At 67.0% G+C, this 25,376-nt stretch carries 26 protein-coding genes and 4 tRNA genes; 17 read left to right on the top strand and 13 right to left on the bottom strand.

Annotated features, from left to right (window positions below; all coding sequences use genetic code 11):
* Positions 1-62 precede the first annotated feature (62 nt).
* Both I0D00_RS04235 and I0D00_RS04230 read left to right on the top strand, forming a co-directional pair.
* A complete protein-coding gene (locus I0D00_RS04235) occupies positions 63-953 on the top strand; it encodes an ATP-binding protein (RefSeq protein WP_213638494.1) in 891 nt (296 codons plus the stop codon).
* Positions 950-1,432 carry a GAF domain-containing protein gene (locus tag I0D00_RS04230; protein ID WP_213638493.1) on the top strand — a complete coding sequence of 161 codons (483 nt, stop codon included), beginning with the start codon at positions 950-952 and terminating at the stop codon, positions 1,430-1,432. The genes I0D00_RS04235 and I0D00_RS04230 overlap by 4 nt, the downstream gene beginning before the upstream one ends.
* Before the next feature lie 46 nt (positions 1,433-1,478).
* Here I0D00_RS04230 and I0D00_RS04225 read toward each other — a convergent pair whose 3' ends face one another.
* Positions 1,479-2,141 carry a glutathione S-transferase family protein gene (locus I0D00_RS04225; RefSeq protein ID WP_213638492.1) on the bottom strand — a complete coding sequence of 221 codons (663 nt, stop codon included), beginning with the start codon at positions 2,139-2,141 and terminating at the stop codon, positions 1,479-1,481.
* A gap of 17 nt (positions 2,142-2,158) precedes the next feature.
* Complete coding sequence (locus I0D00_RS04220; RefSeq protein ID WP_213638491.1) at positions 2,159-2,926, bottom strand: hypothetical protein; 768 nt, start codon at positions 2,924-2,926, stop codon at positions 2,159-2,161.
* Positions 2,927-3,149: 223 nt separating this feature from the next.
* On the opposite strand from I0D00_RS04220, the gene I0D00_RS04215 reads away from it, so the two are divergent.
* From I0D00_RS04215 to I0D00_RS04200, 4 genes are all read left to right on the top strand, one after another.
* A tRNA-Glu gene (locus I0D00_RS04215) sits at positions 3,150-3,225 on the top strand.
* Positions 3,226-3,255: 30 nt separating this feature from the next.
* Positions 3,256-3,331: transfer RNA gene (locus I0D00_RS04210), tRNA-Gly, on the top strand.
* Between the two features lie 73 nt (positions 3,332-3,404).
* A tRNA-Glu gene (locus tag I0D00_RS04205) sits at positions 3,405-3,480 on the top strand.
* A 16-nt stretch (positions 3,481-3,496) separates the two neighbouring features.
* A tRNA-Gly gene (locus I0D00_RS04200) sits at positions 3,497-3,572 on the top strand.
* Positions 3,573-3,684: 112 nt separating this feature from the next.
* On the opposite strand, the gene I0D00_RS04195 is transcribed toward I0D00_RS04200, so the two are convergent.
* Both I0D00_RS04195 and I0D00_RS04190 read right to left on the bottom strand, forming a co-directional pair.
* On the bottom strand, positions 3,685-4,095 hold the full coding sequence (locus tag I0D00_RS04195) for a PA2817 family protein (RefSeq protein ID WP_213638490.1): 411 nt from the start codon (positions 4,093-4,095) through the stop codon (positions 3,685-3,687).
* Between the two features lie 62 nt (positions 4,096-4,157).
* A complete protein-coding gene (locus I0D00_RS04190) occupies positions 4,158-6,605 on the bottom strand; it encodes an acyl-CoA dehydrogenase (protein WP_213638489.1) in 2,448 nt (815 codons plus the stop codon).
* A gap of 326 nt (positions 6,606-6,931) precedes the next feature.
* Between I0D00_RS04190 and I0D00_RS04185 the strand changes: the two genes are divergently transcribed.
* The 6 genes from I0D00_RS04185 to I0D00_RS04160 all read left to right on the top strand — a co-directional run bounded on the left by I0D00_RS04185 (position 6,932) and on the right by I0D00_RS04160 (position 14,737).
* Positions 6,932-7,867 carry an ABC transporter ATP-binding protein gene (locus tag I0D00_RS04185; protein WP_213638488.1) on the top strand — a complete coding sequence of 312 codons (936 nt, stop codon included), beginning with the start codon at positions 6,932-6,934 and terminating at the stop codon, positions 7,865-7,867.
* On the top strand, positions 7,864-8,658 hold the full coding sequence (locus I0D00_RS04180; RefSeq protein ID WP_213638487.1) for an ABC transporter permease: 795 nt from the start codon (positions 7,864-7,866) through the stop codon (positions 8,656-8,658). The genes I0D00_RS04185 and I0D00_RS04180 overlap by 4 nt, the downstream gene beginning before the upstream one ends.
* 83 nt (positions 8,659-8,741) lie before the next feature.
* Complete coding sequence (locus I0D00_RS04175; RefSeq protein WP_213638486.1) at positions 8,742-9,773, top strand: efflux RND transporter periplasmic adaptor subunit; 1,032 nt, start codon at positions 8,742-8,744, stop codon at positions 9,771-9,773.
* Positions 9,770-12,838: an efflux RND transporter permease subunit gene (locus tag I0D00_RS04170; protein WP_213638485.1), complete on the top strand. Its 3,069-nt coding sequence runs from the start codon at positions 9,770-9,772 to the stop codon at positions 12,836-12,838. The genes I0D00_RS04175 and I0D00_RS04170 overlap by 4 nt, the downstream gene beginning before the upstream one ends.
* A gap of 108 nt (positions 12,839-12,946) precedes the next feature.
* On the top strand, positions 12,947-13,708 hold the full coding sequence (locus tag I0D00_RS04165; protein ID WP_213638484.1) for an SDR family oxidoreductase: 762 nt from the start codon (positions 12,947-12,949) through the stop codon (positions 13,706-13,708).
* 141 nt (positions 13,709-13,849) lie between these two features.
* Positions 13,850-14,737, top strand: a complete 888-nt coding sequence (locus I0D00_RS04160; protein ID WP_213638483.1) for a bile acid:sodium symporter family protein — start codon at positions 13,850-13,852, stop codon at positions 14,735-14,737.
* Between the two features lie 64 nt (positions 14,738-14,801).
* Here I0D00_RS04160 and I0D00_RS04155 read toward each other — a convergent pair whose 3' ends face one another.
* From I0D00_RS04155 to I0D00_RS04145, 3 genes are all read right to left on the bottom strand, one after another.
* Positions 14,802-15,995, bottom strand: coding sequence for a benzoate/H(+) symporter BenE family transporter (locus I0D00_RS04155; RefSeq protein WP_213638482.1), 1,194 nt, complete (start codon positions 15,993-15,995; stop codon positions 14,802-14,804).
* The gene (locus I0D00_RS04150; protein ID WP_213638481.1) at positions 15,995-16,609 is read right to left on the bottom strand and encodes a LysE family translocator; all 615 of its coding nucleotides are present in this window, start codon (positions 16,607-16,609) and stop codon (positions 15,995-15,997) included. The genes I0D00_RS04155 and I0D00_RS04150 overlap by 1 nt, the downstream gene beginning before the upstream one ends.
* Positions 16,610-16,714: 105 nt before the next feature.
* Positions 16,715-17,164 carry a MarR family winged helix-turn-helix transcriptional regulator gene (locus I0D00_RS04145; RefSeq protein WP_213638480.1) on the bottom strand — a complete coding sequence of 150 codons (450 nt, stop codon included), beginning with the start codon at positions 17,162-17,164 and terminating at the stop codon, positions 16,715-16,717.
* 81 nt (positions 17,165-17,245) lie between these two features.
* Here I0D00_RS04145 and I0D00_RS04140 point away from each other — a divergent pair, with 81 nt between their 5' ends.
* From I0D00_RS04140 to I0D00_RS04125, 4 genes are all read left to right on the top strand, one after another.
* Complete coding sequence (locus I0D00_RS04140; RefSeq protein ID WP_213638479.1) at positions 17,246-18,412, top strand: aminotransferase-like domain-containing protein; 1,167 nt, start codon at positions 17,246-17,248, stop codon at positions 18,410-18,412.
* Between the two features lie 55 nt (positions 18,413-18,467).
* Positions 18,468-19,070: a glutathione S-transferase family protein gene (locus I0D00_RS04135; protein ID WP_213638478.1), complete on the top strand. Its 603-nt coding sequence runs from the start codon at positions 18,468-18,470 to the stop codon at positions 19,068-19,070.
* A gap of 280 nt (positions 19,071-19,350) precedes the next feature.
* Entirely contained in the window at positions 19,351-19,695 is a 345-nt protein-coding gene (locus tag I0D00_RS04130; RefSeq protein ID WP_213638477.1) for a hypothetical protein, read from the top strand.
* Between the two features lie 425 nt (positions 19,696-20,120).
* A complete protein-coding gene (locus I0D00_RS04125) occupies positions 20,121-20,777 on the top strand; it encodes a transglutaminase-like cysteine peptidase (protein ID WP_213638476.1) in 657 nt (218 codons plus the stop codon).
* A gap of 32 nt (positions 20,778-20,809) precedes the next feature.
* On the opposite strand, the gene I0D00_RS04120 is transcribed toward I0D00_RS04125, so the two are convergent.
* Positions 20,810-21,181, bottom strand: coding sequence for a glutathione S-transferase N-terminal domain-containing protein (locus I0D00_RS04120; protein WP_213638475.1), 372 nt, complete (start codon positions 21,179-21,181; stop codon positions 20,810-20,812).
* A 180-nt stretch (positions 21,182-21,361) separates the two neighbouring features.
* Here I0D00_RS04120 and I0D00_RS04115 point away from each other — a divergent pair, with 180 nt between their 5' ends.
* Complete coding sequence (locus tag I0D00_RS04115) at positions 21,362-21,601, top strand: DUF3820 family protein (RefSeq protein WP_213638474.1); 240 nt, start codon at positions 21,362-21,364, stop codon at positions 21,599-21,601.
* A 26-nt stretch (positions 21,602-21,627) separates the two neighbouring features.
* On the opposite strand, the gene folE is transcribed toward I0D00_RS04115, so the two are convergent.
* The 5 genes from folE to nhaD form a co-directional block, all read right to left on the bottom strand.
* Positions 21,628-22,176: a GTP cyclohydrolase I FolE gene (gene folE, locus I0D00_RS04110; RefSeq protein ID WP_213638473.1), complete on the bottom strand. Its 549-nt coding sequence runs from the start codon at positions 22,174-22,176 to the stop codon at positions 21,628-21,630.
* Between the two features lie 83 nt (positions 22,177-22,259).
* Positions 22,260-22,817 (bottom strand): Smr/MutS family protein, encoded by a 558-nt coding sequence (locus tag I0D00_RS04105; RefSeq protein ID WP_213638472.1) that lies wholly within the window; start codon positions 22,815-22,817, stop codon positions 22,260-22,262.
* Positions 22,818-22,875: 58 nt separating this feature from the next.
* Complete coding sequence (locus I0D00_RS04100; protein ID WP_213638471.1) at positions 22,876-23,196, bottom strand: hypothetical protein; 321 nt, start codon at positions 23,194-23,196, stop codon at positions 22,876-22,878.
* 146 nt (positions 23,197-23,342) lie between these two features.
* On the bottom strand, positions 23,343-23,939 hold the full coding sequence (locus tag I0D00_RS04095; RefSeq protein ID WP_213638470.1) for a cysteine hydrolase family protein: 597 nt from the start codon (positions 23,937-23,939) through the stop codon (positions 23,343-23,345).
* Positions 23,940-24,129: 190 nt separating this feature from the next.
* On the bottom strand, positions 24,130-25,359 hold the full coding sequence (gene nhaD, locus I0D00_RS04090) for a sodium:proton antiporter NhaD (protein WP_274611213.1): 1,230 nt from the start codon (positions 25,357-25,359) through the stop codon (positions 24,130-24,132).
* Between the last annotated feature and the right edge of the window lie 17 nt (positions 25,360-25,376).

Here is a 25,376-nt window from a genome sequence, read left to right as displayed (position 1 = left end):
CCATCTGCCTGCCTCGCCGGCAGGGGCGTTTGGCGGCTTTCATCGTCTACAAGGAGTACGTCGTGGATTCCCGTTTACTGGCCTTTCTCCAGCGGGCCGAGACCGTGCTCGCCCGCCTCGAGCCCTACCTGCCGCCCCAGCGCGGGGCCGTCGACTGGCAGCAGAGCCTGGCCGCACGCTGGCGTCGCGAGGGGCGCGGCGGTTATCTGCAACCCCTGCAGATCAGCCTCGACCTCGAGTTGGGCGACCTGATCGGCGTGGATGCCCAGCGCGAACAGCTGGCGCGCAATACCCGCCAGTTCGTCCAGGGGCTACCGGCCAATCATGCCTTGCTCTGGGGCGCGCGTGGCACCGGCAAGTCGTCCCTGGTGCGTGCGCTGTTGGCCGCGCATGCCGCAGCCGGCCTGCGCCTGATCGAGATCGAGCGTGACCATCTGGCGGACCTGCCGCGGGTGGTCGAGCAGCTGGCCAGCTTGCCGCAACGCTTCGTGCTGTTCTGCGACGACCTGTCGTTCGAGGCGGGCGAGGGCGACTACCGGGTGCTGAAGAGTGTGCTGGACGGCTCGCTGGAGCGCGCGCCGGACAACGTGCTGCTGTATGCCACCTCCAATCGCCGTCATCTGTTGCCGGAGCAGCAGAGCGACAACGAGCACTGGCAGCGGGTCGACGGCGAGCTGCATCCGAGCGAGGCGGTGGAAGACAAGATCGCCCTGTCGGACCGTTTCGGCCTGTGGCTGTCCTTCTACCCCTTCACCCAGGACCACTTCCTGGCGGTGGTGCGTCACTGGATCGAGGTTCAGGCCGGCGCGGTGGGGCTGCGCTGGCAGTGGAGCGAGGAACTGGAAAAGGCGGCGATCCGTTGGGCGCTGGGACGCGGCAACCGCAACGGTCGCTGTGCCTACCAGTTCGCCAGGCACTGGGTGGGGCTCAGGCTCCTGGGGGAGTCGGCATGATCGACCTGCAGAATACCGGCGCCGGGCTCGAGGGCTACCCGCTGCTGGAGGCGCAGCTGGCGGCGCTGCTCGCCGGGGAACGGGACTTCATCGCCAACGCCGCGCAATTCTCCGCCTTTCTGTTTCACGAACTGGCCGACCTCAACTGGGCCGGCTTCTACCTGGCCCGTGGCGAGCAGCTGCTGCTCGGGCCCTTTCAGGGCAAGGTGGCCTGCGTGCGGATACCCTTCGGGCGCGGCGTCTGCGGTGTGGCGGCGGCCAGCCGGCAGAGCCAGCGAGTCGAGGACGTGCACGTTTTCGCCGGGCACATCGCCTGCGACAGCGCCTCGGCGAGCGAACTGGTGGTGCCGCTGTTGAAGGCGGGGCGGCTGATCGGCGTGCTGGATCTGGACAGCCCGCGGCGTGGCCGTTTCGGCGCGGAGGATCAGGCCGGCATCGAGCGCCTGGTCGAGGTGTTTCTGGAGTCGAGCGACTGCTGAAAATCTGGCGCCGGCCGCCCGCTCGGGGCTGCCGGCGCCGGGACGCTCAGGCCTTGCCACTCATCCTGGCGAGCATCTTCTGTTCGCCCGGCAGTACCGCCTGTACCGAGGGCCGTGCCCTGATGCGGGCATAGAGTCCGGCCAGGCCGGGCCAGCGCCGGGGATCGAGCCGTTCGCCGCCATGCTCCATGTTGATCAACTGGCAGCAGAGCGCCAGGTCGGCCAGGGTCGGGCTGGCGCCGACCAGGAAGTCGGCGCTGCCCAGCAGCTTCTCCAGGTAGTCGAAATGCCGCGGCAGCTTGTCCTCCAGCGCCGAGCGCACTGCGGCCTCGTCGCAGGGCTGGCCCATGCTCGGTTTGAGCGCCCGGTTGCGGAAGACGGCGAAGGTGCACAGCGGCGCCAGCTCGTAGTCGGCGTATTTCTCCAGCCAGCGCACCTGTGCCCGCTGCTCGGCGCCGCTGCCGAGCAGGTTGGCGCCCGCGGCGTACTTGTCGTGCAGGTATTGGCAGATGACGCTGGAGTCGGCGAGGCTGAAATCGCCGTCCTTGAGTGCCGGGATGCGTCCCAGCGGGTTGAGGTCGTAGTACCAGTCCGGCTGGCCGAAGGGCAGGACGATTTCCAGTTGGTAGTCCAGGCCACTCTCCAGCAGATACAGTCGCACCTTGCGTACGAATGGCGAGAGTGGGGCGCCGTATAGGGTCAGGCTCATGGGGTGTCCTTGTCTGGCTAGTCGTAGATCTGCTTCTTCTTCCAGTCGTCGTCGCTTTCCAGCTCCTGCAGGCCCTGGGTCAGTTCGCTGCTGTCTTCGCTGGCCGGCTTGGCCGTTTCCAAGACCATGGCGTTGGCGCGGGCGAGATGCTTTTCCAGTACCTGCAGCTGGGCCTGGTAGCGGCTCGGGTCCGGCTGCTTGCGCAGGTATTGCACGCCCCGCTCGAACGCCAGGCGTGCCTGGCCGGGGTGGTTCTGCTGCAGCGCTTGCTGGCCGAGGTTGCCGAAGAACTCGATATGCAGCTGCACGAGCATATGGCGGATTTCGTTCAGCCAGTGCTTGCCCTCGTTGCCTTGCAGGACGCCGTCCTTGGCGCAGCGGTTGATCTGGCCGTGCAGGTTCTCCAGCTGAAAGCGTACTTCCTTGGCCTTGGCCTCGGTCAGCACGGGCTGGGGCGGGTTGCGTACGGCGATCGATTCGCCTTGGGCGATCAACTGCCGCAGTTCGCCGATGCGGGTCTTGCTGGCAGCGCTCTTGTCCAGCGGCAGCAGGCGCTCGGCGAAATGCAGCTGCAGGCGGCTGAGCAGAAGCTTGAGCTGGGGCGTCATCAGCTGCCCGGGCAGGCTTTCCGAGAGGTCGGCACAGCGCTTCAGGCGGTCGTTGAGGTCGGCCTTGAGGCGCGCCTTCTCCAGCTTGCTGTTCTCGACCATGTGATTGATGTAGGCGATGGCAATCAGGATCAGAATGCCGCCGACAATCAGCAAGGTAATCACCAAGGGGGACATCGCTACAACCTCTCGTACGGCGGGTTTTCCGCCCGAGTGTAGTGCCTTAGCTTTGAGGCTGATAGATCTTGATCACGTTCTGCCCTGAAGTCTTTGATTTTAAAAAAAAATTATAGAGAGGTTGACGACTCCTCAAAGGCTCCCTAGAATGCGCGCCACTTCAAGCGCAATGCCGGTTGGCGAGGCGCGGGAAGCCGGAAAGACTGTTGAAGTTCCGGGCTGCGTCCCCTTCGTCTAGTGGCCTAGGACACCGCCCTTTCACGGCGGTAACAGGGGTTCGAGTCCCCTAGGGGACGCCACTTTCCATCGGGAAAGTACGCAGAAGCAATGCGGGAATAGCTCAGTTGGTAGAGCACGACCTTGCCAAGGTCGGGGTCGCGAGTTCGAGTCTCGTTTCCCGCTCCAGATTTTCAGGCAGCGCTCGGTGAGCGATGCATGAGGCCGATACGCTGGCGGCGTTGCGGCAATAAAGTTCCAGGTCCCCTTCGTCTAGTGGCCTAGGACACCGCCCTTTCACGGCGGTAACAGGGGTTCGAGTCCCCTAGGGGACGCCAATTTGTTGTAGCAAATGCGGGAATAGCTCAGTTGGTAGAGCACGACCTTGCCAAGGTCGGGGTCGCGAGTTCGAGTCTCGTTTCCCGCTCCAAATACAGGAAAACGCCGCTCATCGAGCGGCGTTTTCGTTTGTGCCTCGAGCAGGCACCCAGAAAAGCCCGCCGGCGTTGCCGAGCGGGCTTTTTTGCGCCGGGTGGCTCCGCTTAGTGCTTGCTGCCCTGCGGCGGCAGGGCCAGCAGCGCCTTTTCCTGGTTCCAGTCGAAGGGCTCGCCGTTCTGCTCGGCCTCGAAGCGGCGCTCGTCGAGCCGCTGGAACAGCTCGATCTCCTCGTCCGGCATGAAGTGCAGGCAGTCGCCGCCGAAGAACCAGAGCAGGTCGCGCGGCACCAGGTGGGCGATCTGCGGGTAGCGGTGGAAAATCTGGCTGATCAGGTCCTGGCCCAGGTAGAGGCTGGCCTCCGGGTCTTGCGGCAGATCCTTGACCAGTTCATCGAAGCGCTCGAGGAACAGCGCGTGGCTGTCGTCGAGGATCTGTTCGGCCTCGCCCAGGGCAACCAGAATGCCGCGCAGGTGGGCGAGCAGGGCGAGGTGGTGATCGAGGTGGGCGCTGGCCATGAGCAGGGTCCTGTAAGTGAAACGGGCGCGGGAGTATAGAGCTCCCGGCGCCCGCTGTCCCCTCAGCGTACCTTGCCGCGGCCCAGCTTCAGCTCGTCCTTGGCGAAGTCGTCGACATCGATCACCGCCCGGTGTGCGGCGTGTGCCGACTGCAGCTGCTGGGTCTCCTCGGGGTCGAGCACCCCCGCCTCCTGAGCCGCCGCCAGCAGGTCCTGGCCGGGAGCTTCGCGCAGCCTTCCGGATTCTAGGGCCCTCTCCAGTTTCTCCCGGGCCGGGCGACTGCCGTCCAGCAGGTCCCTGGCCCGTTGCAGTGCGGCCACCGGGTCGTCCTCGGCCTGCGGCCGATAGCAGCCTTCGAGCAGCTCCTCCAGTGCCGGGTCGCCGCCGTTGCGGCCGATGACCGCGGCGACCTGGGCGTCCAGCGCGTCACTCGGGCCCTTGTGGCGGCGGCCGAAGGGGAATACCAGAGCGCGCAGGGCATAGCCGAGCAGGCGATTGGGGAAGTTGTCGAGCAGACCCTCCAGCGCCCGTTCGGCCTGGGCCAGGCTGTCTTCCAGGGCCCAGCGCAGCAGGGCCTGGGTATGCTCCGGGTAGTCCAGGTCGTGGTAGCGCTTGAGCGCCGCCGAGGCCAGGTAGAGGTGGCTGAGCACGTCGCCGAGGCGGGCGGACAGGCGTTCGCGACGCTTCAGTTCGCCGCCCAGGAGCAGCATGCTGAGGTCGGCGAGCAGGGCTAAGGCCGCTGCCAGGCGGTTCAGGGCGCGGAAGTAGGGCTGGCTGAGGTTGTCGCCGGGCACCTGGCCGAAACCGCCGAGACTCAGGCTGAGGATCAGACTGCTGGCGGCATTGCCGACGGCGAAGCCGAGGTGCTGGAGCAGCAGGCCGTCGAATTCGGCGAGGGCCGCCCGGCGGTCGTCGCGACTGGCCAGGGCCATCTCCTTGAGCACATAGGGATGGCAGCGGATGGCGCCCTGGCCGAAGATCATCAGGTTGCGCGAGAGGATATTGGCGCCTTCGACGGTGATGAAGATCGGCGCGCCCTGCCAGGAGCGCGCCAGGTAGTTGTTCGGCCCCATGATGATGCCCTTGCCGCCGTGGATGTCCATGGCGTGCTGGATGCATTCGCGGCCGCGTTCGGTCAGGTGGTACTTGAGCACGGCGGAGAGCACCGAGGGTTTCTCGCCCAGGTCCACCGCATGGGCGGTGAGGATGCGTGCGCTGTCCATCAGCCAGGCGTTGCCGGCGATCCGCGCCAGGGCCTCCTGGATGCCCTCGAAGGCTGCCAGCGGTACGCCGAACTGCTCGCGTACCTGGCTGTACTGGCCGCTGGTGAGGCTGGTGAACTTGGCGGCGCCGGTGCCGACCGCCGGCAGGGAGATCGAACGCCCGACCGACAGGCAGTTCATCAGCATCATCCAGCCCTTGCCCAAATACTCGGGGCCGCCGATCAGGTAGTCGAGCGGGATGAACACGTCCTTGCCCGCGTTCGGCCCGTTCATGAAGGCCGCGCCAAGCGGCAGGTGGCGGCGGCCGATGTCCACGCCGGGGGTGTCGGTGGGCACCAGGGCCAGGCTGATGCCCAGGTCTTCCTCGTCGCCGAGCAGGTGCTCGGGGTCGTAGGCCTTGAACGCCAGGCCGAGCAGGGTGGCCACCGGGCCCAGGGTGATGTAGCGCTTCTCCCAGTTGAGGCGCAGGCCGATGACCTCCTCACCATTCCATTGCCCCTTGCAGACGATGCCGCTGTCCGGCATGGCGCCGGCGTCGGAGCCGGCCAGCGGGCCGGTCAGGGCGAAGCAGGGGATGTCCTCGCCGCGGGCCAGGCGCGGCAGGTAGTGCTGGCGCTGTTGGTCGGTGCCGTAGTGCAGCAGCAGCTCGGCCGGACCGAGGGAGTTGGGCACCATCACCGTGGAGGCCAGGTCGCCGCTGCGGGTCGCCAGCTTCATCGCCACCTGGGAGTGGGCGTAGGCGGAGAAGCCCTTGCCGCCGTACTCCTTGGGAATGATCAGGGCGAAGAAGCCATGCTGCTTGATGTGCTCCCAGGCCTTGGCCGGCAGGTCCATCTGCTGGCCGATCTGCCAGTCGCTGACCATGGCGCACAGCGCCTCGGTGGGGCCGTCGATAAAGGCCTGTTCCTCCTCGCTGAGGCGTGGCCTGGGGTAGTCGAGCAACTTGCGCCAGTCGGGCCGACCGCTGAACAGTTCGCCGTCCCACCACACGCTGCCGGCCTCGATGGCTTCCCGCTCGGTATCCGACATCGGCGGCAGCACCCGCTGGAACCAGGCGAACAGCGGTGCGCTCAGCCATTTGCGGCGCTGCTCCACCAGTACCAGCGGCAACGCGACGCCGAGCCACAGCAGCCAGAACAGCGTCAGCAGCCAGCTCGGCGTGCGGCTGAAAAGCGCCATGGCGAGCAGGTAACCGGCGACCATGGCCAGGGCGGGCAGGGCGGCGGTGCGGCGGTGGGCCAGATAGACCGTGCCGAACAGCAGGACGAGTAACCAGACGACGAGCATGCAGAATCCTCCGTGACCAGGAATGGAATCGATAGCACGAGCTTAGTCGGCATCGGCGCGAGCGGGGGGCGAGTCTGGCGAACTCGAACGGGTCCGTAGCGGCCCCGACCGAGGAGGGGCCACTCGCCGGGCACTAATCGAGCGGATCGATAGCTAACATCAGCACTCGCGTCTTTCTTATTGATTTCACGATGGTAGGGTGCATGCTGCAGACGCCCCGCCCGTTAGCAGTTCTGGATGACGATTGCGCTATCCGGAAACCGGCGCTTGCAATTGCCTGCGGCAACCTCCATCTAACCGTCCTTCTTACTGTGTGCGTGCGCCTTATGACTACCGCTCTGTCCATCCGACAGCTGACCAAGACCTACGGCAACGGCTTCCAGGCCCTGCATGGCATCGACCTGGATGTGGCCGAAGGCGACTTCTTCGCCTTGCTCGGCCCCAATGGCGCCGGCAAGTCCACCACCATCGGCATCCTCTCCACCCTGGTGAACAAGAGCGGCGGTACGGTGGAGGCGTTCGGTCACGATCTGGACAAGGCGCCGGCGGCGCTCAAGCGCTGCCTCGGCGTGGTGCCCCAGGAGTTCAACTTCAACCAGTTCGAGAAAGTGTTCGACATCGTCGTCACCCAGGCCGGTTACTACGGCATCCCGGCGCGCATCGCCAAGGAGCGCGCCGAGCAGTATCTCAGGCAGCTGGGGCTGTGGGAGAAGCGCAACGTGGCCTCGCGCGAGCTGTCCGGCGGCATGAAGCGCCGGCTGATGATCGCTCGCGCCCTGGTCCATCAGCCGCGCCTGCTGATCCTCGACGAACCGACCGCGGGGGTGGACATCGAGCTGCGCCGCTCGATGTGGAGCTTCCTCACCGAGCTGAATCAGCAGGGCATCACCATCATCCTCACCACCCACTACCTGGAGGAGGCCGAGCAGCTGTGCCGCAACATCGGCATCATCGACCACGGCCGCATCGTCGAGAACACCAGCATGAAGGCACTGCTCAAGAAGCTGCACGTGGAGACCTTCCTCCTCGACCTCAAGGAGTCGCAGCTGGTACCGCCGCAGCTGGACGGCTATCCGGCCAAGCTGCTCGATGCGCACACCCTGGAGGTGCAGGTGGAGAAGACCCAGGGCATGAGCGAGCTGTTCCGCCAGCTGGCCCGGCAGCACGTCGAGGTGCTCAGCCTGAGGAACAAGACCAATCGCCTGGAGGAGCTGTTCGTCTCCCTGGTCGAGAAGAACCTGGCCAAGGAGCCGGCGCTATGAACACCGCGTACCTCAACAGCGAATTCGCCGCCAACCTGGTGGCCCTGCGCACCATCGTCTACCGGGAGATCCGCCGCTTCACCCGCATCTGGCCGCAGACCCTGCTGCCGCCGGCGATCACCATGGTCCTGTACTTCGTCATCTTCGGTAACCTGATCGGCCGGCAGATCGGCGACATGGGCGGCTTCAGCTACATGGAGTACATAGTGCCGGGGCTGATCATGATGTCGGTGATCACCAACTCCTATGGCAACGTGGTGTCGAGCTTCTTCGGCAGCAAGTTCCAGCGCAACATCGAGGAACTGCTGGTGTCGCCGGTGTCGCCACACATCATCCTCATCGGCTTCGTCATCGGCGGCGTGCTGCGCGGCCTGCTGGTCGGTCTGATCGTCACCCTGTTGTCGCTGTTCTTCACCAAGCTGTCGGTGCACCACCTGGGGCTGACGGTGCTGGTGGTGTTGATGACGGCGACCATCTTCTCCATGGGCGGCTTCGTCAACGCGGTGTTCGCCCGCAGCTTCGACGACATCTCGATCATCCCGACCTTCGTGCTGACGCCGCTGACCTACCTGGGCGGGGTGTTCTACTCGATCGCCCTGCTGCCGCCGTTCTGGCAGACGGTGTCGCTGGCCAACCCCATCCTGCACATGGTCAACGCCTTCCGCTACGGCATCCTCGGCGTGTCGGACATCCGCATCGGCGTGGCCATCGGCTTCATGCTGCTGGCCACGGCGCTGCTGTATGGCGTCTGCATTCGCCTGCTGGTCGGCGGCCGGGGCATGCGTCAGTAGGGCCTTCAGCGGTGGTGCGCGGCCCGCCCCGGCGGGCCGCGACGGGAGGCTAGACTTAGCACTTCTGCCGTGAGGGAGCCGCCATGCCGGCCCGCACCTGTCGCTTCGTCGTCGTCATCGTCCTGCTGTTGGCGGGCGTCCCCGGCCTGGCCGAAACCGGCCAGGGGCCCCTGGTCGAGGTGGTGCGTCCCGAGCGTGGCCTGGTGCGCGATGAGCTGATCACCTTCGGTTCCCTGCGCTCCGCCGAGTCGGTGATGATCCGCCCGGAGATCGATGGGCGCCTGGCGCGCCTGCATTTTCGCGAGGGGCAGGCGGTCAGCGCCGGCGACCTGCTGGTCAGCCTGGACGATGCCATCGCCCGTGCCGAGCTGGCCCTGGCGCGGGCCAACCTGGACCTGGCGGAAAGCAACCTGCGCCGCAGCCAGCTGCTGTTCCAGCGCGGCGCCAGCAATGCCCAGGCGCTGGACGAGGCCCGCGCCGAGGCTCAGGCCCGGCGCGCCAGCCTGGCGCTGGCTCGGGCGCGCCTGGACAAGACGCAGATTCGCGCCCCTTACGACGGCCTGCTCGGCCTGCGCCAGGTCAGCCCCGGCGACTACCTGGAGGCCGGCCAGGACATCGTCAACCTGGAGGTGCTCGACCCGCTCAAACTGGATTTTCGCGTGCCGCAGAAGGCGGTCGGCCAGGTCCACCCGGGGCAGGCGGTGGAGGTCCGCCTGGATGCCTTCGCCGATGAGGTGTTCCGCGGCAGCATCAGCGCCGTCAATCCACAGCTGGACGTGGCCGGGCGCAGCCAGGCGATTCGCGCCCAGCTGGGCAACCCCGAGCGGCGGCTCAAACCCGGGCAGTTCGTCCGGGTCACGGTGATTCTCGCCGAGCGCCCGCAAGCGCTGCTGATTCCCGAGGAGGCGGTGATGCCGCTGGGCGAGCGGCTGCTGGTCAACCTGGTGGTGGACGGCAGGGTCGAGCAACGCGAGATCCGGCTCGGCCGCCGCCTGGGCGGGCGCGCCGAGGTGCGCGAGGGCCTGGACGGCGATGAGACACTGATCAGCGCCGGCTGGCACAAGGTCCGCCCGGGCATGGCGGTGCGCACGCGGCCCGCCGGGGAGGGGGCATGATCCTCGCGGATGTCTGCATCCGCCGCCCGGTGTTCGCCAGCGTGCTGTCGCTGGTGCTGCTATTGCTCGGCCTGATGGCCTACCAGCGCCTGACGGTGCGCGAGTACCCGAACATCGACGTGCCCATCGTCACGGTCAACGTCGGCTATCCCGGCGCCAGCCCGGAGATCATGGAGTCCCAGGTCGCCCAGCCGATCGAGGACGTGCTGTCCGGCATCGAGGGGCTGGACTTCGTCAGCTCCATCAGCCGCACGGAAAGCACCCAGATCACCGCGCAGTTCCGCCTCGGCAGCGATGCCGACGAGGCCGCCAACGACGTGCGCGACCGCCTCGGCCGGGTGCGTGGCCTGCTGCCCGAGGAGATCGACGAGCCGGTGGTGCAGAAGGTCGAGGCCGACGCCCAGCCGGTGATGTTCCTGGCCTTCTACAGCGAGCGTCACTCGGCGATGGCCATCACCGACCTGCTCGAACGGCTGGTCAAGGACCGCCTGCAGGTCATCCCCGGGGTGGCCGAGGTGCAGATCCGCGGCGCGCGCAGCCCGGCCATGCGCATCTGGCTGGACCCCGAGCGCCTGGCCGGCCACGGCCTGACGGTGCAGGACGTGGAGGAGGCCCTGCGCCGGCAGAACGTGGAGATCCCGGCCGGGCGCATCGAGTCGCGCCAGCGCGAGTTCAACCTGCTGTCGGAGACCGATCTGCGCACGGCCGAGGAGTTCGAGCAGCTGATCCTCGACGACTCCCAGGGCTATCTGCTGCGCCTGGCCGACGTCGGTCGCGCCGAGATCGGCCCGGCCAGCGAGCGCAGCCTGGTGCGCTTCAACGGCCAGCAGGCGGTGGTGATCGGCATGGTCAAGCAGGCCACGGCCAATCCCCTGGACATCTCCGACGGGGTCGAGGCGGCGCTGCCGGACGTGCGCGCGCTGCTGCCGGAGGGCATGCAGATGGCGGTGGCCCACGACAGCTCGCTGTTCGTCCGCGAGTCGATCGACAACGTCTACACCACCATCTGGGAGGCGGTGGCGCTGGTCATCCTGATCATCTTCCTGTTCCTGCGCTCGCTGCGCGCCACCCTGATCCCCCTGGTGACCATCCCGGTATCGCTGATCGGCGCCTTCGCCCTGATGGCGCTGCTGGGCTTCTCCCTCAACACCCTGACCCTGCTGGCCATGGTGCTGGCCATCGGCCTGGTGGTGGACGATGCCATCGTCATGCTGGAGAATATCCACCGCCACCTGGAGAGCGGCCTGGCGCCGCAGCAGGCGGCGCTGGTCGGCAGCCGCGAGATCGCCTTCGCGGTCATCGCCATGACCCTGACCCTGGCCGCGGTCTACGCGCCGATCGGCTTCATGCCCGGCACCACCGGCAAGCTGTTCACCGAGTTCGCCTGGACCCTGGCCGGAGCGGTGCTGGTCTCCGGCTTCGTCGCCCTGACCCTGTCGCCGATGATGTGCGCCAAGCTGCTCAGGCCCCACAGGGCCGCCGCGCGCCATGGCCGCGCCTACCGTCTGATCGAAGATTTCCTGCACCGCCTGACAGGGCGCTACCAGGCGCTGCTGGCCGGGGCGCTGGACCGCTGGTGGCTGATCCTGGCACTGCTGGCGGCGCTGCTGCTGGCCTGCCTCTGGCTGTTCGCCGGGCTCAAGTCCGAGCTGGCGCCGACCGAGGACACCGGCACCATCATCGGCGTGTACAGCGCCCCCGACGGCGCCACCCTCGACTACACCAGCCGCTATGCCCGGCAGATCGAGGCGGTCTATGCCGGCATCGCCGAGACCAATCGCTATGTGGTGATCACCGGCTTCCCCACCGTGACCCAGGGCATCTCCTTCATGAAGCTGGAGGACTGGGACAGGCGCGAGCGCAGCCAGTTCGCGATTCGCCAGGAGCTGTTGCCCAGGCTGCAGGACATTCCCGGCATCCGCGCCTTCCCGGTCAACCGCCCGCCCCTGGGGCAGAGCGTGCGCAGCCAGCCGGTCAACCTGGTGATCCGCTCGTCCCTGGAGTACGCCGAGCTGGAGCGCTATGTCGAGGCGCTGCTGGTGCGCCTGGACGGCTACCCGGGGCTGGAGAGCCTGGACAGCGACCTCAAGCTCAATACCCCGCAGCTCAAGGTGGTGGTCAACCGCGAGCAGGCGGTGGCGGTGGGCAGCGACGTGGCGACCATCGGCCGCAGCCTGGAGAGCCTGTTCGGCAGCCGCCAGGTGACCCGCTTCAAGCGCCTGGGCGAGCAGTACGAGGTGCTGGTGCAGCTGGCCGACGTCGACCGCAGCGATCCCGCCGACCTCGATCGGGTCTATGTGCGCGGCCGTGACGGCGGCATGGTGCAGTTGTCCAACCTGATCGAGGTGCGCGAGAGCGTGGCGCCGCGCGAACTCAACCACTTCAACCAGCTGCGCGCCGTCACCCTCAGCGCCAACGTCGGCAGCGGCCATACCCTCGGCGAGGCCCTCGAGCATCTGGAGCGCGAGGCCCGCGCGCTGTTCCCGGAGGGCACCCTGTTCGACTACGCCGGCACCTCGCGGGAATTCAAGGAGTCCAGCGCCGGCATCGCCCTGACCTTCGCCCTGGCCCTGGCCTTCATCTACCTGGTGCTGGCCGCGCAGTTCGAGAGCTTCATCGACCCGCTGATCATCCTGGTCAGCGTGCCGCTGTCGATGGCCGGCGCGCTGCTGGCCCTGACGCTGTTCGGCGGCACCCTGAACATCTACTCCCAGGTCGGCCTGGTGACCCTGATCGGCCTGATCACCAAGCACGGCATCCTCATCGTCGAGTTCGCCAACCAGCTGCTGCGCCGTGGCCTGGCGCTGCGTCAGGCAGTGCTGCAGGCCGCGGAGCAGCGCCTGCGGCCGATCCTGATGACCACCGGGGCGATGGTTCTCGGCTCGTTGCCCCTGGCCCTGGCCAGCGGCGCCGGCGCCGAGAGCCGCCAGCAGATCGGCCTGGTGATAGTCGGCGGGTTGCTGGTCGGCACCTTCTTCACCCTGCTGGTGATCCCCACCCTGTACCTGCTGCTGCGCCGCTGGCGGCCGCTGCCGGCCAGCGAGACGGAGCCGGCCGAGGCTTAATCCATGACCTGGATGGGCGGGCAACCGCTGCCCTGATAGTGCTGCCACGTCGCCCGCTACTCTGACTAGACTCAGGCCCTGACTTCCAGCCCTTGCGAGGACACACAGATGAGCTTGAGTTTTTCCGGCCGGGTGGCCCTGGTCACCGGCGGCGGCGCCGGCATCGGCCGGGCGACGGCCCTGGCGTTCGCCCACGAGGGCCTCAAGGTGGTGGTTTCCGATGTCGATGCGGCAGGCGGCGAAGGCACCGTCGAGCTGATTCGCACGGCCGGCGGCGAGGCGATCTTCGTGGGCTGCGACGTGACCCGCGATGCCGAGGTCAAGGCGCTGCTGGACGCCACCCTGGCCGCCTACGGGCGCCTGGGCTACTGCTTCAACAACGCCGGCATCGAGATCGAGAAGGGCAAGCTGGCCGAGGGCAGCGAAGCCGAGTTCGACGCCATCATGGGGGTCAACGTCAAGGGCGTGTGGCTGTGCATGAAGCACCAGATCCCCCAGCTGCTGGCCCAGGGTGGCGGCGCCATCGTCAACACCGCCTCGGTCGCCGGTCTCGGCGCCGCACCGAAGATGAGCATCTACGCCGCCTCCAAGCACGCGGTGATCGGCCTGACCAAGTCGGCGGCGATCGAATACGCGAAGAAGAAGATCCGCGTCAATGCGGTGTGCCCGGCGGTGATCGATACCGCCATGTTCCGCCGCGCCTACGAGGCCGATCCGAAGAAGGGCGAGTTCGCCGCCGCCATGCACCCGGTCGGGCGCATCGGCACCGTCGAGGAAATCGCCACGGCGGTGCTCTACCTGTGCAGCGACGGCGCGGCCTTCACCACCGGCCATGCCCTGGCGGTGGATGGCGGCGCCACGGCGATCTGATTCCAGGTCGAGGAGTCGAAGCCGGGATCTTTTGCCGCGGTGCGATAGCGGGGCGCCGCTTTGGCCGATAAAGTCACTGCGCAACGCGGCGCTGTCTGGCCAGAATCGCACCAACGAGTTTTCACTCCAGGAAGAGTAACCATGACTGCTGACCCTCTATTGACGCTATTTTTGCCCGTGGCACTGGGCATCATCATGCTGGGCCTGGGCCTGTCGCTGGGCCTCGCGGATTTCGCCCGGGTGGTGAAGTTTCCCAGGCCGGTGCTGATCGGCCTGGGCTGCCAGCTGCTGCTGTTGCCGCTGCTGTGTTTCGGCCTGACCAAGGTCTTCGGCCTGGCTCCGGCCCTGGCGGTCGGCCTGATGCTGCTGGCCGCCTCGCCGGGCGGCACCACGGCCAACCTCTACAGCCACCTGGCCCATGGCGACGTGGCGCTGAACATCACCCTGACCGCGGTCAACTCGGTGATTGCCATCCTGACCATGCCGCTGATCGTCAACCTCGCGCTGATGCACTTCATGACGGCGGAACAGGCCATTCCGCTGCAGTTCGGCAAGGTGCTGCAGGTGTTCGTCATCGTCCTCGGCCCGGTGGCCATCGGCATGTGGCTGCGCAGCCGCTTCCCCGGCTTCGCCGAGCGCATGCAGAAGCCGGTGAAGCTGGTTTCGGCCCTGTTCCTGCTGCTGATCATCCTCCTGGCGGTGGTCAAGGACTGGCAGACCTTCGTCGACTATGCTCCGCTGGTCGGCGGCGCCGCGCTGGCCTTCAACCTGCTCAGCCTGGCGGTGGGCTACTACGTGCCGCGCCTGCTCAAGCTGAGCCTGCGCCAGGCCATCGCCATCGGCATGGAGATCGGCATCCACAACGGCACCCTGGCCATCGCCCTGGCCCTGAGCCCGGTATTGCTGAACAACGCGACCATGGCCATTCCGGCGGCGATCTACAGCATCATCATGTTCTTCACCGCGGCGCTGTTCGGCTGGTGGGTCAACCGGACCCATGGCCGGGAACTGGCCGCCGAGGCCGCCTGAGCAGACCAGCACGAAAAAAAGGCACCGTCAGGCGCCTTTTTTCGCTCAGGCTGACGGCCGCCGCTCAGTCCTTGCGCCAGTTGAGGATGAACAGGCACAGCAGGCCGGCGACTATGCCCCAGAACGCCGAGCCGATGGACAGCAGGGTCATGCCCGAGGCGGTGATCAGGAAGGTGATCAGCGCCGCCTCGCGCTCCCTGGGTTCGCTCATGGCCTGGGTCAGGCCGCCGATGATCGAGGCGAACAACGCCAGGGCGGCGACCGACAGGATCAGCGCCTTGGGCAGGGCGCCGAACAGGGCGGCGAGGGTGGCGCCGAAGATCCCGGCGATGACGTAGAACACCCCGCACCAGGCCGCGGCGGTGTAGCGCTTGCTGGGGTCCTCATGGGCCTCGGGGCCGGCGCAGATCGCCGCGCTGAGGGCCGCCAGGTGGATGCCGTGGGAGCCGAACGGCGCCAGCAGGATCGAGCCCAGGCCGGTGACGTTCAGCAGCGCCGAGGCCGGCACCCGGTGGTAGCCGTTGGCACGCAGCACGGCCATGCCCGGCAGGTTCTGCGAGGCCATGGCGACGACGAACAACGGGATGCCGATGCTGATCGCCGCCGCCCAGGAGAAGGCGGGCGTGGTCCACTCGGGCGTGGCCAGCTGCAGCTCGAAGCCGGAAAAATCCAGCAGGCCGAACGGCCCGGCCAGGCCGCAGCCGACCAGCAGCGCGGCGAGCACCGCATAGCGCGGCAGCAGGCGCTTGCCCAGCAGGTAGGCCAGCAGCATGGCGATCACCAGGGTCGGTTGCTGCTCGGCGGCGCCGCAGATCTCCAGGCCGATCTTGAACAGCACCCCGGCCAGCAGGGCGGCGGCGATGGAGGCGGGTATGCGGCGCATGATGCGGTCGAAGCTGCCGGTCAGGCCGCACAGCACGATCAGCGCCGAGCAGAGGATATAGGCGCCGATCGCCTCGGCGTAGGGCACCCCCGGCAGGCTGCTGATCAGCAGGGCGGCGCCGGGGGTCGACCAGGCGATCATCACCGGTGCGCGGTAGCGCAGCGACAGGCCGATGCAGCACAGACCCATGCCCACCGACAGGGCCCAGATCCACGAGGAGATCTGCCCGCCGGACAGCCCCGCGGCCTGGCCGGCCTGGAACATCAGCACCAGGGAACTGGTATAGCCGGTGAGCATGGCGATGAAGCCGGCGACCACAGTCGAGACCGAGGAGTCGGCTAGCGGGCGCAGGCGCGCCTGGGTGGCCTCCTGCATCAGCGGGCGCCCCCGAAGTCGACCAGGATCGGGTAGAGCGAGGCGACCAGCAGCAGGGCCATGCCGATATTGAAGCGGCGCAGCACCCGCGGGCTGCTCAGCCAGGTGCGCAGCAGGCTGCCGGCAACCGTCCAGACACTCATGGTCGGGCAGTTGACCAGGGCGAACAGGCCGGCGATCAACAGCACGTTGAGCAGGAAATTCTCCTGCGGCGTGTAGGTGGTGATGGCGCCGATGGCCATGATCCAGGCCTTGGGGTTGACCCACTGGAAGGCCGCGGCCTGGAGGAAGCTGAAGGGCTTGCCACGCCGTCCCCCCGCGCTGTCCGGCGCGCCGGCCTGGGCGATCTTCCAGGCCAGGTACAGCAGGTAGGCGGCGCCGACATAACGCAGGGTGCCGTACAGCGCGGGCAGTTGTTCGAACAGCTGGCCCAGGCCCAGGCCGACCGCCAGTACCAGCAGCATCAGACCCAGGCTGATGCCGAGCATGTGCGGCAGGGTGCGGCGCAGGCCGAAGTTCGCCCCGGAGGCGAGCAGCATGGTGTTGTTCGGTCCCGGCGTCACCGAGGTGACGAAGGCGAAGGCGATGAAGGCGATCAGCAGTTCGGGGGTCATGGCGGGCTCTCGTGGGCAATGGCTGCAAGCCTATGCCCAGCCTCCCCGGGCGTCGCGGTACAGCGAGCGGCGCGTTGACCGATACAGTTGCAGGCTGCTCCGCTCTTAGCCGGAACTGACCTGGCGGTTGCCGCCCAAGGCCAGGTTGACGCCCAGCCAGCCCCGCACCGCCTCCTCGCCGGCCTCGGCGAAGGCCCGCTGCAGCAGCTTGGCCTGCTCGCGGCGCAGGGCCTGCTCCAGCCTGGCGCCCTCGGCCGTGATGCCGAGCAGGCGCTTGCGCTTGTCGTCCTCGGCGGCGACGCTGCTGACCAGGTGCATCTCCTGCAACTGGCGCAGCGGCGTGCTCAGGGCCTGCTTGCTCACGCCCAGGTAGCCGAGCAGTTCCTTCACGCTCAGGCCCGGGTACTTGGCGATGAAGAACAGGATGCGCTGGTGCACCCGGGACAGGCCGCGGCGCGCCAGCATCTCGTCGGCCTTGGCGGTGAACGCCTGGTAGCCGAAGAAGAAGGCCTCCATGGCGGCCTGCTGAGTGGTCGGGCTTTTAAGGTCAAGCATATTGACGTATCTACTCGGGGCGTCGTAGTTTCGGTCAAGCAGTTTGACCCAATATTCTCGACTTAGCACCCCGGTGATCCCATGGCCTTCTCCGAACGCGTTGCCCGCCTGAAAAGCTCCCTGATCCGTGAAATCCTCGCCGCGGCGCAGCGTCCGGAAGTCATGTCGTTCGCCGGCGGCCTGCCGGCCGAGCCCATGCTGCCCAGGGTCGAGTGGCGCGAGATGCCGGCCAGCATGGGGCAGTACGGCATGAGCGAGGGCGAGCCGGCGCTGCGCGAGGTCATCGCCGCCGAAGCCCGTGCCCTGGGCGTGCCTTGCGAGGCCAGCCAGGTGTTGATCGTCAGCGGTTCGCAGCAGACCCTGGACCTGGCCAGCAAGCTGTTCATCGACCCGGGTACGGAAGTTCTTTTGGAGGCGCCGACCTACCTGGCCGCGCTGCAGGCCTTCCAGCTGTTCGGCGCCGAGTGCATCGGCGTGCCCCAGCAGGCCGATGGCCCCGAGCTAAGCGCCCTGCGCCAGCGTCTGGAGCGGCACAAGCCGGCCTTCGCCTACCTGATTCCGACCTTCCAGAATCCGTCTGGCACCCGCTACAGCGAGGCCAAGCGCGATGCCGTGGCGGCGCTGCTGGACGAGTTCGGCGTGACCCTGATCGAGGACGAGCCCTACCGCGAGCTGGTGTTCGACGAGGCTCCGGCCACCCCCATCGTCAGCCGCCTGAAGCAGGCCAGCTGGATCTACACCGGCACCGTGTCCAAGACCCTGCTGCCGGGGTTGCGCGTCGGCTACCTGATCGCCACGCCGGACCTATTCCCCTACCTGCTGCGCCTGAAGCAGTCGGCGGACCTGCACACCAACCGCATCGGTCAGTGGCAGGCCCTGCAGTGGCTGGGCAGCGAGCAGTATCGCGGTCACCTGGCCGAGCTGCGCGACTTCTACCGCCTGCGCCGCGATGCCATGCAGGCGGCGTTGCTGGAGCATTTCGCCGACCTGGCCGAGTGGCAGCTGCCCCAGGGCGGGCTGTTCTTCTGGCTGACCCTCAGGCAGCCGCTGGATACCCGCACCCTGTTGGCGCCGGCGCTGGAGCGGCATGTCGCCTTCATGCCCGGTGAGCCGTTCTTTATCGAGCCGGATCGCCATCCGGGCCACCTGCGCCTGAACTTCAGCCACGTGGCGCCGGAACGCCTGGGCGAGGGGCTCAAACGCCTGGCCGAGGTGATCCGCCAGGCCCAGGCCGGGAAGGCCGGCTGAGCGCGACGGGTTGTTCGCGACCACAGAGATGATGTACGAGCAAGGAGGAAAGAGGATGGTCAAGGTTTACGGTGATGCCCGCTCGGGCAATTGCTACAAGGTCAAGCTGATGCTGCACCTGCTGGATCAGCCCTACGAGTGGGTGGCGGTGGACATCCTCAGGGGCGAGACGCAGAGCGAGGCCTTCCTGGCGAAGAACCCCAACGGCAAGATTCCGGTGCTGGAACTGGACGACGGCACCTGCCTGTGGGAGTCCAACGCCATCCTCCACTTCCTTGCCGAGGGCAGCGAGTTCCTGCCGAGCGAGCCGCGCCTGCGTACCCAGGTGTTGCAGTGGCAGTTCTTCGAGCAGTACAGCCACGAACCCTATGTCGCGGTGGCGCGTTTCATTCGGCTGTATCAGGGGCTGCCCGAGGCGCGGCGCGAGGAGTACCTGGCCTGCCATGCCCGGGGCTACAAGGCGCTGAAGGTGATGGAGCAGCAGCTGCAGCGCACCCCCTACCTGGTCGGCGAGTGCTATTCGATCGCCGATATCGCCCTGTACGCCTATACCCATGTCGCCGATGAGGGCGGCTTCGACCTCGCCGACTACCCGGCCATCGGCGCCTGGCTGAAGCGGGTGGCCAGTCATCCGCGGCATGTCGCCATGTGCGATTGACGACAATGGTTCCGGTTCCGGCCCCTGCCTCAACGGAAATAGCGGCCGGAGCGGTCCGTCCAGCGGTCAGAACCAATCGGCGCAGCTATGGGTCAACCTAACAGAGTGCTGTGCTTTCGGGCAGCCGGACCGGGGAGGGTGCTATCCATCGCCGAGTTTCGGCGTGACATGGCCTTCGGCCATGTACACGTCCGCCCGTCCGGATGCGCAAAAACGGCGTAACAAAAGCCTGGGTTGCTCATCCAACTGTAGGGGATCGGGGGAAGACGAGGATGGCACCATGAAATCTACAATCAGTACCCTGGCAGTTGGCGGGACCATGTTGGTGCTCGCGGCCGCCATATCCGGGCAAGCAGTCAGCGCACCCCTGCCGCAAGTCGAAAGCCAATCGGCCCTGTTGCTGGCCGAAGGTGGTAGTGGCCGTCTGCTGCAGTACCAAAGCCAACGACTCGACGGCTTGCAAGGCATGGGCGACGAAAGCGAACGCTTCGTGCAGATGCTCGAGCGCAGGCCGACCGCCGCAGGCCCCGAGTTCGAACGCGAAGACAGCCAACCGATTCAGCAACCGCAGAAGCAGTACCTGTCGCCGATACACCAGGAACGCGCTGAGCACGGCTGGCATTGACCACAGAGGTGTGCCGTTCCGGGCGCTCAGGGGTTGTCCCGAGTACCCGGAAGCCGGCACGGAGGCGTTGTCTGGCTGGAGCGTTACCCATGATGCCGAGCATGGAGAGGTCAAGTGCGTGGCATCGATCGACCAACATCCTTGATTGAAACTCTCTTGAAACGTTAGTCTGAACGAACGAGTGCTGCGGCCTCGTTCGCGATGAATGGCGCGCGGAGGCGCCGGGCGATAGGCGCAGGGCGCGGTGGCTGTTGACCGCTACCGGCCCTGAGTCGTCTAGGCGTCGCGGTGGGTTTCCACCGCTTCATCCAGTCCCTCAACGGAATGATCTGCTCGCATGAACACGGCTGCGGCCCTGTTCACGGAGATCTAACGTGCTCAGACAGTTTCTGCGATCCACATGCGCCACCGCGGTTTGCCGGGCGATGGCCGTCACTACGCTCAGCACGGGTGTGCTGTTCGGCGCGGCCGAGGCCAAGGCCAGCTGGAGCTTCGACCAGATCATGCGCAAGGCGGAGAAGCGCTACGGTCGCCAGGGACCGGCGAAAGATCGCCTGCTGTCCTGGAATCAACTGATCGAGAACAGTCGCTATCTGCCCGAGCGGGAAAAGCTGGCGGCGGTGAACCAGTTCTTCAACCGCCAGTTGCGCTTTCTTAGCGACACGGTGCTGTGGAAGCAGAGCGACTACTGGGCGACGCCGATCGAGACCCTGGTGCAGGGCGCCGGGGACTGCGAGGACTTCTCCCTGGCCAAGTACTTCACCCTGCGCAAGCTGGGGGTGCCGGAGGCGCGGCTGCGCATCACCTATGCCCGCGAGCTGACGCGCGGCGAGGCGCACATGGTCCTCGGCTACTATGCCGCGCCGGGCGCCGAGCCGTTGATCCTGGACAACCTGACCAATGACATGCTGCCGCTGTCGCAGCGACCAGACCTGCTCCTGCTGTATGCCTTCGATGCCCACGGCCTCTATCAGGTCAAGGACGGCGGCCTGCAGCGCACCGGCGATACCGAGCGCCTGCCGGGCTGGCAGGGGCTGATGGCGAGGATGCGCCAGGAGGGGTTTTCGCTGGAGCAGGGCTAGGGGCTGCGCGGCCCCTCGGATCGGCCAGGCGCTCAGGCGTCGGCGAAGCGCTGCTGCAGGTAGGCGATGATCGCCTTGGACTCGTACAGCCAGGTGCTCTGGCCGTTTTCCTCGATGCGCAGGCACGGCACCTTGATCTTGCCCCCTTGCTCCAGCAGCGCCTGACGGTGCTGCGCGTCGTGCTTGGCGTCGCGCAGGCTGACCGGCACGTTCAGCTTGTGCAGGGTGCGGCGGGTCTTCACGCAGAACGGGCAGGCGTGGAACTGGTACAGCGCCAGGCCGGCGGCGGCCTGCTCGACCGCGGCTTGTGCCGCCGGTGCGCGCTTGAGCTTGCGCGGGCGGCTGATGAGGTCGAGGAAGACGATCAACTGGCCGAGGCCGATGCGAAGTGCCTTGATTACCATCGTGGAGAAACCCTGGATCGGAAATAGCGGGCGCGCAGCTTACCCGAGATTGCCGTTGCCGGCCCAGGTCCGCGCCGAACGGCGCTGCCGCTGGCGGCAGGATGCCGCGCTTGCGGGCATAATCCGGCCTTTGTCGCAATCCGCTCGGCCGCCGCCGAGCCTGTGCACGGTGAGCCTGGAATGAAGCCCGAAGACCTGCTACTGCTGGTGACCCGCGAGATGCCGTTCGGCAAGTACCAGGGGCGACTGATCGCCGACCTGCCGGGGCACTATCTCAACTGGTTCGCCCGCGAGGGCTTCCCGGCCGGGGAGATAGGCCGGCTGCTGGCGTTGATGCAGGAAATCGACCACAACGGCCTGTCGGCGTTGCTGGAGCCCCTGCGGCAGCGACCTCGCGCACCACGAAAAAACCGGCGCTAGGCCGGTTCTTGTGCGGCGCGGCTCGTTCAGTCGCGGATCAGGCTGAGGAACTCGCTGCGGGTGGCGGCGTTCTTGCGGAACTCACCGAGCATCACCGAGGTGACCATGGAGGAGTTCTGCTTCTCCACGCCGCGCATCATCATGCACATGTGCTGGGCCTCGATCACCACCGCCACACCCAGGGCGCCGGTGACTTCCTGCACGGCCTCGGCGATCTGCTGGCCGAGGTTTTCCTGGATCTGCAGGCGGCGGGCGAACATGTCGACGATGCGTGCCACCTTGGACAGGCCGAGGACCTTGCCGTTGGGGATGTAGGCGACATGAGCCTTGCCGATGAACGGCAGCAGGTGGTGTTCGCACAGCGAGTACAGCTCGACGTTCTTCACCAGCACCATTTCGCTGTTGTCGGAGCTGAACAGGGCGCCGTTGGTGACTTCTTCAAGGGTCTGCTGATAGCCGCGACAGAGGTACTGCATGGCTTTGGCGGCGCGCTTGGGGGTGTCGAGCAGGCCTTCGCGGGAGGCGTCCTCGCCGAGTTGGCCGAGAATCGCGGTGTAATGCTGTTCCAGGGACATGGATCTACCTGTGGACCTTACTAAGGGGCAGACGCGCAGGGTAGGGCGCGGCCGCCGTGCTGGCAAGAGTGCGGGAGGCGCCGTTATTCGTCGCGGCCGTCGAGCATGGTGCGCTTGAGCATCACATAGACCGCGCCGGTGCCGCCGTGCTTGGCCAGGCAGGAGGTGAAGCCGAGGACCTGCGGATGCTGGCGCAGCCAGGTATTGACGTGGCTCTTGATCATCGGTTTGCGGCCGTCCATGCGCACCGCCTTGCCGTGGGTGACACGCACGCAGCGCACCTCGAGCCTGGCCGCTTCGGCGAGGAACTCCCACAGGGTGTCGCGGGCCTTCTCCACGTTCATGCCATGCAGGTCGAGGCTGCCGTCGAAGGCGATCTGGCCGAGCTTGAGCTTGCGCATCTGCCCCTCCTGGACGCCGTTGGCGGCCCAGTACAGGGGGTCTTCGGCGCCGACGTCGATGACGAACTGGTCGGACAGGCCGTCGACCTTGACCGACTCGACACGCACCGAGGCCGCCTGGCGCAGGGTGGCCAGGCGTGCACGGTCGGGCTTGGCCTTGCCGGTGTCGGCACGGTCATGCTTGAGCGGCTTGACGCCGCGCAGTTGGGCATGGAACAGGGAAAAATCGTCGTCTTGCATCTGGGCCTCCGCGAAGGCCGCTAGTGTAACCAAGGTGGCGGCCTGCTTGCTGCGCCGATCAGTTGCGCTTCTTCAACAGGTGCGGCGCCAGGCTCAGGTCGCTGGGGCGACGCAGGCGGCGCCGGCACATGCGCCAGATTGCGATGCCCAGCCACAGCAGCGTCAGGCCCACTGCCAGCAGCACCAGGGCGGCGCCCGGCGAGTCGTTCAAGGTGCCCAGTGCCGGAGGGCGTCCCAGCAGGGTGGCGGCCCCGGCCATGGCCAGGAGCACGCCGAAGGCGGCCAGCAACGCCGCCAGCATGGCGGCCAGGCGCAGGCGCCAGTTGCGGTAGCTGCGTGGGCGCAGGCGGCGGGCATCGAAATCATCGGATAGCTTCATTCGCCTTCCTCGGTGGCTATCGGCGGTAAGACCGGGAGGTTACGCCGCGGTTCCGCCGATTGCCGTGCGCCGGTCGGCGTCCTGGCCGGCCCGTGGCGTTCCCGCCCACGCCCGCTCGGCGGCAGCCGCGCGTCGACCGGGCCGGCTCAGATCAGGGCGCTGGCCTGCGGCACCAGGGCCGCGAAGTTGTCGGCCAGGGCGATCATCTCGATGCGGTGCACCTCGGCGGCGGCGATCACCTGGCCGTTCGGGGTCGGCAGGTCGCGGGTGGCGCAGGCGGCATCGACCAGGGTGCAACGGTAGCCGTAGTCCTTGGCGGCGCGCACCGTGGTGCTGATGCTCGAGTGGGTCATGAAGCCGCAGACGATCAGGTCCAGGTGGCCCAGCGCCTGCAGGCGCTCGTGCAGCTCGGTGCCGGCGAAGGCATTGGGCAGGCGTTTCTCCACCACGGTCTCGCCGGGCCGCGGCGCGACTTCCGGCAGGGGCCGGCCGCGCGGTCCGCTCGGGTCGAGCAGGCCACCGGGGATGCCGAGGTGCTTGATATGGACGATACCGGCGCCGGTATCGCGGGCCGCCGCCAGCAGCTTGGCGATCTCCGCGAGCGCCTCATCCAGGCCGGGCAGCTGCAGCACGCCGCTGCGGTACTCCTCCTGCGCGTCGATGATCACCAGGGTCGCATTGCCCAGGCTGGCGGGCGCGTGGGTGCGGCCGGTGAGTTGGAACAGGGTTTGCGGGTGTGACATGGGGGAGCTTCCTCGCAGGCGCGGACCACAGGTTTCATTGTCCTCTTGTGCACGGTCGCTGTGAACCACCTCGTGTGCGGTTGAGGTCGTCTTTACGGGGGGCTTTCTCGGTGGCGGGGGTAGGCGCCCGTCCCGGCAGCTCGGCGGCCGGAACGGGGAGTGGCAGGCGGCCGGGAGCCCCGGCGCCGGGTCAGTAGAGGCCAAACACTTGGAACTGCAGGTACCAGACCCCGAGGGAACCGAAGAAGTTGACCAGGATGGCCGGCAGGAACTTCAGGTGCACGCCGAAGCTGTAGCTCTTGTCCAGGGACATGGCCATCACCCCGGCGGCCGAGCCGACCACCGTCAGCGAGCCGCCGATGCCGACCATCAGCGCATTCAGCGCCCACTGGTCCAGACCCAGCTGCGGGTTGGACATCAGCGCCGCGGCCTCCACCGGCACGTTGTCCATCACCCCGGAGGCGACGCCGAGGATCATGTTGACGGCCGTCGGGCTCATCAGCTCGAACAGTTGCGAGATGTAGGTCAGCCAGCCGACGTGATTCAGCGCCGAGACCGAGGTGATGATGCCGATGAAGAACAGCAGGGCGTTCCATTCGACCTTCTGCAGCTGATCCTGCCAGGGCAGCTCGATGCCGCGGTGCATCAGCAGCCAGGCGTAGAGCGCCACCATGCCCAGGGCGATGCCGATGGCGAACTCGATGCTGACCTTGAGCAGGATGTTGCACAGCACGGCGCCGACTACGGACACTAGGCCGACCACCGCCAGGCCGGCGCCGCCGGGTTTCAAGGCGGTCTCCGCCTGGTCCGCCATGTGGACCAGGCGCTCGCCATCGAGCTTGCGCAGGTAGAACAGGTGCAGGGTGGCGGCGAACAGCAGCCAGCCGATCAGCGCCGAGGGGATCAGCAGCAGCAGGCCGGCGATGCTGATCTTGCCGGCCAGCACCACCATCAGGCTGGTGGAAGTGCCGAGGAACCACACGCCGGAGTTGGACGCCACGACTATGTTGCACAGCGCCACATGGGTGTAGCGCTGGTGCACGGAGATATTCTTCACCGTCTTGCCGAAGATCATCGCCGTGGTGATGTTGTTGAGGAAGGGCGAGAGCAGCGCCGACAGCGCCCCGGTGGCCCAGAACATGCCCCGGGCGCCCAGGCCCTTGCGCATCAGGTAGCCGTTCAGCGCGGTGAACACGTTCCGCTCGTTGAGCAGCTCCACCACCATCCACATGAAGGCCATGAAGGCGATCAGGCCGAACAGTTCCTCCTTGGTCTCGCTCTGGGCGTGGAGGAAGTACTGGAAGCCGTTGGGGTCGCTGAGGGCGTAGTGGGCGCCGATTACGATCAAGCCGGACATCATGAACATGGCCGGCTTGAATTTATCCATCTCTAATTGCGCTTCAAAAATGATGAGCGTCATTCCAATCAGGAATATCG

It is taken from the genome of Pseudomonas lalucatii, assembly GCF_018398425.1.
Lineage (GTDB): Bacteria > Pseudomonadota > Gammaproteobacteria > Pseudomonadales > Pseudomonadaceae > Aquipseudomonas > Aquipseudomonas lalucatii.
Note: the sequence above shows the minus strand (reverse complement) of the source record. Positions and strands in the feature narration are given on the sequence as shown.

Coding starts and splice junctions, on each gene's coding strand:
- I0D00_RS04160 (WP_213638483.1), top strand. CDS start 13,850: ATGACTGCTGACCCTCTATTGACGCTATTTTTGCCCGTGGCACTGGGC.
- I0D00_RS04115 (WP_213638474.1), top strand. CDS start 21,362: ATGAAGCCCGAAGACCTGCTACTGCTGGTGACCCGCGAGATGCCGTTC.
- I0D00_RS04125 (WP_213638476.1), top strand. CDS start 20,121: ATGGCCGTCACTACGCTCAGCACGGGTGTGCTGTTCGGCGCGGCCGAG.
- I0D00_RS04180 (WP_213638487.1), top strand. CDS start 7,864: ATGAACACCGCGTACCTCAACAGCGAATTCGCCGCCAACCTGGTGGCC.
- I0D00_RS04175 (WP_213638486.1), top strand. CDS start 8,742: ATGCCGGCCCGCACCTGTCGCTTCGTCGTCGTCATCGTCCTGCTGTTG.
- folE (WP_213638473.1), bottom strand. CDS start 22,176: ATGTCCCTGGAACAGCATTACACCGCGATTCTCGGCCAACTCGGCGAG.
- I0D00_RS04095 (WP_213638470.1), bottom strand. CDS start 23,939: ATGTCACACCCGCAAACCCTGTTCCAACTCACCGGCCGCACCCACGCG.
- I0D00_RS04230 (WP_213638493.1), top strand. CDS start 950: ATGATCGACCTGCAGAATACCGGCGCCGGGCTCGAGGGCTACCCGCTG.
- I0D00_RS04140 (WP_213638479.1), top strand. CDS start 17,246: ATGGCCTTCTCCGAACGCGTTGCCCGCCTGAAAAGCTCCCTGATCCGT.
- I0D00_RS04185 (WP_213638488.1), top strand. CDS start 6,932: ATGACTACCGCTCTGTCCATCCGACAGCTGACCAAGACCTACGGCAAC.
- I0D00_RS04135 (WP_213638478.1), top strand. CDS start 18,468: ATGGTCAAGGTTTACGGTGATGCCCGCTCGGGCAATTGCTACAAGGTC.
- I0D00_RS04155 (WP_213638482.1), bottom strand. CDS start 15,995: ATGCAGGAGGCCACCCAGGCGCGCCTGCGCCCGCTAGCCGACTCCTCG.
- I0D00_RS04120 (WP_213638475.1), bottom strand. CDS start 21,181: ATGGTAATCAAGGCACTTCGCATCGGCCTCGGCCAGTTGATCGTCTTC.
- I0D00_RS04150 (WP_213638481.1), bottom strand. CDS start 16,609: ATGACCCCCGAACTGCTGATCGCCTTCATCGCCTTCGCCTTCGTCACC.
- I0D00_RS04100 (WP_213638471.1), bottom strand. CDS start 23,196: ATGAAGCTATCCGATGATTTCGATGCCCGCCGCCTGCGCCCACGCAGC.
- I0D00_RS04165 (WP_213638484.1), top strand. CDS start 12,947: ATGAGCTTGAGTTTTTCCGGCCGGGTGGCCCTGGTCACCGGCGGCGGC.
- I0D00_RS04105 (WP_213638472.1), bottom strand. CDS start 22,817: ATGCAAGACGACGATTTTTCCCTGTTCCATGCCCAACTGCGCGGCGTC.
- I0D00_RS04130 (WP_213638477.1), top strand. CDS start 19,351: ATGAAATCTACAATCAGTACCCTGGCAGTTGGCGGGACCATGTTGGTG.
- I0D00_RS04225 (WP_213638492.1), bottom strand. CDS start 2,141: ATGAGCCTGACCCTATACGGCGCCCCACTCTCGCCATTCGTACGCAAG.
- I0D00_RS04170 (WP_213638485.1), top strand. CDS start 9,770: ATGATCCTCGCGGATGTCTGCATCCGCCGCCCGGTGTTCGCCAGCGTG.
- I0D00_RS04145 (WP_213638480.1), bottom strand. CDS start 17,164: ATGCTTGACCTTAAAAGCCCGACCACTCAGCAGGCCGCCATGGAGGCC.
- I0D00_RS04190 (WP_213638489.1), bottom strand. CDS start 6,605: ATGCTCGTCGTCTGGTTACTCGTCCTGCTGTTCGGCACGGTCTATCTG.
- nhaD (WP_274611213.1), bottom strand. CDS start 25,359: ATGACGCTCATCATTTTTGAAGCGCAATTAGAGATGGATAAATTCAAG.
- I0D00_RS04195 (WP_213638490.1), bottom strand. CDS start 4,095: ATGGCCAGCGCCCACCTCGATCACCACCTCGCCCTGCTCGCCCACCTG.
- I0D00_RS04220 (WP_213638491.1), bottom strand. CDS start 2,926: ATGTCCCCCTTGGTGATTACCTTGCTGATTGTCGGCGGCATTCTGATC.